The sequence below is a fragment of the Kitasatospora sp. NRRL B-11411 genome, assembly GCF_000721345.1.
Taxonomy (GTDB): Bacteria; Actinomycetota; Actinomycetes; order Streptomycetales; family Streptomycetaceae; genus Kitasatospora; species Kitasatospora cineracea.
Genome location: NZ_JOGH01000243.1, coordinates 1 through 3,686, shown reverse-complemented (window position 1 = coordinate 3,686; position 3,686 = coordinate 1). Strand labels below are relative to the sequence as shown.

The following is a 3,686-nucleotide window of genomic DNA, read 5'->3' as shown; positions in this document are numbered from 1 at the left end:
CTGTCAGTTGCACTCGCGTCACACCACACGATCTACCGAACCAAGGGCCACCACGAGAGCGAAACCCGCAAATTGATCACAACCAGATACACGCCCTAGCAGCGGGAAGGTCGGGTAGTAACTGGCCCAGGCGACACCGTCGTCGACGTTGAAGGCGTAGACCGTGTCGATGTGTGCGACACCTCCTGGGGCCGCGTAGCCCCACCGCCGGTTCCCGCCGCTGTCCCAGCGCACCAGGCCGTCGCAGCTGATCGGATCGCTGTAGACGCCCTCGTCGCCGTAGGCGCTCCACAACCGGTGCTGCCGGTCGGCCATCAGGAACTCGATCCCGCGCCCCGGCTCGAAACCGTGGCGCCGCCGCCCGTCCCGGCCGTGGATCTGCGCGTTCCGCCCTTCCGGGGCGCCATGGCCCGCGAGGAGGAACCGGCCGTTGGGCAGCGCTTCGAGGCGGTGGACCCACAGGTTCACGCCGTAAAGGGTCTGCTCCCTGGTCTCGCCGCCGTCGTCGATGACGAGCAGCGCGTCGTAGGGGTAGCGGCGGGGCCGGACAAAGGGCCTGCCGTGCCGGCTCGGTTCGAGTTCCGCATCGGGGCAGAGCAGCCAGAGCGCCCTCCCCCAGGCGTCCACGGTGGTCGCCAGGATCTTGCGGTGGTCGTACTGCCTGGGCAACAGCGCATGGGGACGCAGTGCCGCTCTCCTCAAGGGATCACCTCACGGGCGGAAGGACGGGACCCACCCATGATCCCGGGCCCGAACCTCCTCGTCCTCCCCACCCTCCTCGCTGTCGCCCGTGCGCGAGCGCCCCGCGTTCCTCAGCCCTTCTCGGCGCGGAGGGCGGCGGCGCGGGAGCGGTGGTGGGCGGCGGTGGTGGGGTGGCCGGTGGCGTCGGCGAGGGCGGCGAGTTCGGTGCGGATCCGGGCCTCGTCGTAGCTGGAGCCGCGGGTGGTGGCGGCGGTCAGGGCCTCGGTCAGCAGGGGTTCGGCTGCTTCGTGGCGGCCGAGTTGCCGCAGGGCGCGGGCCAGGCCGAAGGAGGTGCGGGCGGTCATGCGTTCGCGGCCGGGCAGGGCGGCGAACTCGGTGCGGGCCGCGGCGAAGAGGTCGGCGGCGGCGGCCGGGTCGGCGGCGGCGGTGGCGGTCTTGGCGAGCTGGTAGGTCTGCAGGGCGGCGCCGTACGCGTTGCCGATCTCCTGCTGGATCTGCCGGGCGGCGGTGAAGTCGGCGCGGGCGGCGGCGAAGTCGCGGTGGGCGGCTTCGTCCTCGCCCCGGGCCGCGGCGGCTTCGCCCCGGGCGAGGGCGAACTGGCCGCGGAAGTCGATCGCGGAGCCGGCCAGCCGGCGGTGCTCGTAGCCGTCGTCCAGCAGGGTGGCCAGCGCGCAGGCCTGTTCGACGGCGGCGGCGGCCTCGTCGAAGCAGCCCTGTTCCCACAGCGGGCGGGCCAGCAGGTCGCGGGTGCGGACCCGGGCGGGCAGGTGGCCGGTGCGGTCGGCGGCGACGACGGCGGTGCGGAAGGCGTCGGTGGCGTCGGCGTGCCGGGGGTGGTCGAGGAAGTGCGTCCAGAGCGACTCGGCGAGGGCGACGGCGTCCTCGTCGCGGCCGCTGTCGTGGGCGAGGCCGACGGCCCCGTACAGGGCGTGCCGGTTGGCTTCCATCCAGCGCAGCGCGTCGGCCTTGGCGGTGCCGAGGTCGGCGTCGGGGACGCCGGGCAGCGGCGGGAGTTCGGCCTGGACGGTGGCGCGGGGGCCGGCGGTGAGCAGGTCGGCGCGGGCGCACTGGCGGCGCAGCCAGTGCAGCAGGCGGGCCCGGGCGGCGGCGCGTCCGGTGCCGTCGGGGTCGGCGGTGTGGCCGGTCCGGCGGGCGTGGCCGCGGACCAGGGCGTGCTGGCGGTAGCCGCCGTCGTGGTGGTCGAGCAGGCCGGCGGTGCGGAGTTCGGCGAGGGCGTCCTCGGTGTCGAGCAGGTCGCGGCCGAGCAGGGCGGCGGCGGTCGGCAGGACCGCGAACGGGCCGGGGCACTCGGGCAGGAGGTGGTACAACCGGGCGGCGTCGGGGCCGAGTTCGGCGAGGGCGGTGTCCCAGACGGCTTCCACGGGGGCGCTCCCCCGCCGGTGCAGGTCGGCGGTGAGGCGGTCGGCGAGTTCGGCCAGGCTGCGGTGCGGGTGCTTGCGGGCGAGTCCGCCGGCCACCTCGGCGGCCTTCGGCAGTCCGCCGCAGAGGGCGGCGAGGGTCTCGACGGCGGCGGGGTCGGCGGCGGCGTGCCGGTCGCCGAGGAGCAGCCGCAGCAGGTCGGCGGTGTCCTCGGGGCCGAGCGGGGCGAGGGCGAGTTCCTCGGCGGCGGGGCCGAGGTCGTACAGCGGGCCGTGGCTGGCGGTCAGCACCAGGCTGTGGGCGGAGGCGGGCAGCAGCGGTTCGACCTCGGCGGCGGTGCGGGCGTTGTCGATCACCAGCAGCAGGTGCTTGCCGCGGGTGCGGTCCCAGAACTGGCGGACCAGGCCGCGGAAGTCGCGGCGCAGCCACTCCCGTTCGACGCCGAGCCAGGACAGCAGGTCGGTCAGGGCGGCGGCCAGGTCGGGGACGCCCTCGCGCCGGTACTCGTCCAGGTCGAGGTAGTGCGCGCCGTTCGCGTAGCGGTCGGCCAGCCGGTGGCCGGCCCGGACGCACAGCGCGGTCTTGCCGACGCCGCCGAGGCCGCTGACGGCGAGGATCCGGGGGCGGGTGCCTTCCCCGGCCGGGTCGGCGGCGGCGGCGATCCGGCGCTGTTCCTCCGTCCGGTCGACGAAGTGCGCCTTCTCGGGCGGGAGTTCGAAGGAGTGGTGGTGGACCAGCGTCCTCGCCTCGTGGATGTGGACGGCGCCGATCTCGTTGGCCTGCACCAGGTGCCCCACCGCGGCCTGTCCGCCGACCACGTTGTGCGTCTGCTCGCTCACCCGGCCAACCCTACGCGAGCGCGGGATTCCTGACTGGCGGTTGGGCGAGCCGGTGGCGGTCAGCCGTAGAGGTAGTGGGTCCAGACCGGGCTCTCGGCGACGGAGCGCCAGAAGGTCAGGTCGAGCGGGGGGCGGTAGCGGCCGGAGCGGACGGGTTCGCCCTTGGTGGTGACGGTGCCGGAGTACTCGGTGAAGTCGAGGATGGCGCCGTCGGGGCGCCAGATGACGACCCGGTAGCCGAACAGGCCGGGGACCTGGGCGTCGTTCACCGCGACCATCTCCCAGCTGCCGTCGAAGCGGTAGCCGGAGAAGCAGGACTCCTCGTCGTTGTCGGAGGTGCCGCTGTTGGTGCCGCACCGGAAGGGGGCCAGGTCGGGGTCGGGGGCGGCGCCGTTCGCGGGGAAGGGCGTCTTGGAGTAGCGCAGCGACAGTTCGAGGGCGACCGGGCCGGCCTCGTCGGCGTAGGTCAGGTGGACGGTGGAGGCGCCCCCGGGGCGGTCGGCCTTGAAGTCGGTGCCCTGGGTGAAGCGGTTGCGGTAGGTGGGCATCAGGTTCTCGAGGTCCCTGAGCACGGAGTACGTGGTGAAGTCGACGGGGGTGCCGGCGGTGCCGGCGGCGGTGCCGGTGGCGCCGAGTTGGGGGGCGGCGGGCAGCGGGATCGGCTTCCAGCGGTCGCCGGCGGCGGAGCCGGAGGGGTCCGGCGAGGACCTCACGTCCGGGCTGGGGCTCCGGGAGGCGGTGCCGGGGGTGTCGGGGGCGGGGGGG

At 74.9% G+C, this 3,686-nt stretch carries 2 protein-coding genes and 1 pseudogene; all 3 read right to left on the bottom strand.

What is annotated here, in order from left to right:
• Positions 1-18: 18 nt before the first annotated feature.
• Positions 19-669 (bottom strand): hypothetical protein, encoded by a 651-nt coding sequence (locus IH44_RS0139490; protein WP_232795274.1) that lies wholly within the window; start codon positions 667-669, stop codon positions 19-21.
• A gap of 143 nt (positions 670-812) precedes the next feature.
• Positions 813-2,921 carry an AAA family ATPase gene (locus IH44_RS0139485; RefSeq protein ID WP_030464686.1) on the bottom strand — a complete coding sequence of 703 codons (2,109 nt, stop codon included), beginning with the start codon at positions 2,919-2,921 and terminating at the stop codon, positions 813-815.
• Between the two features lie 59 nt (positions 2,922-2,980).
• Positions 2,981-3,686: pseudogene (locus tag IH44_RS47070) on the bottom strand (hypothetical protein); the annotation flags it as partial.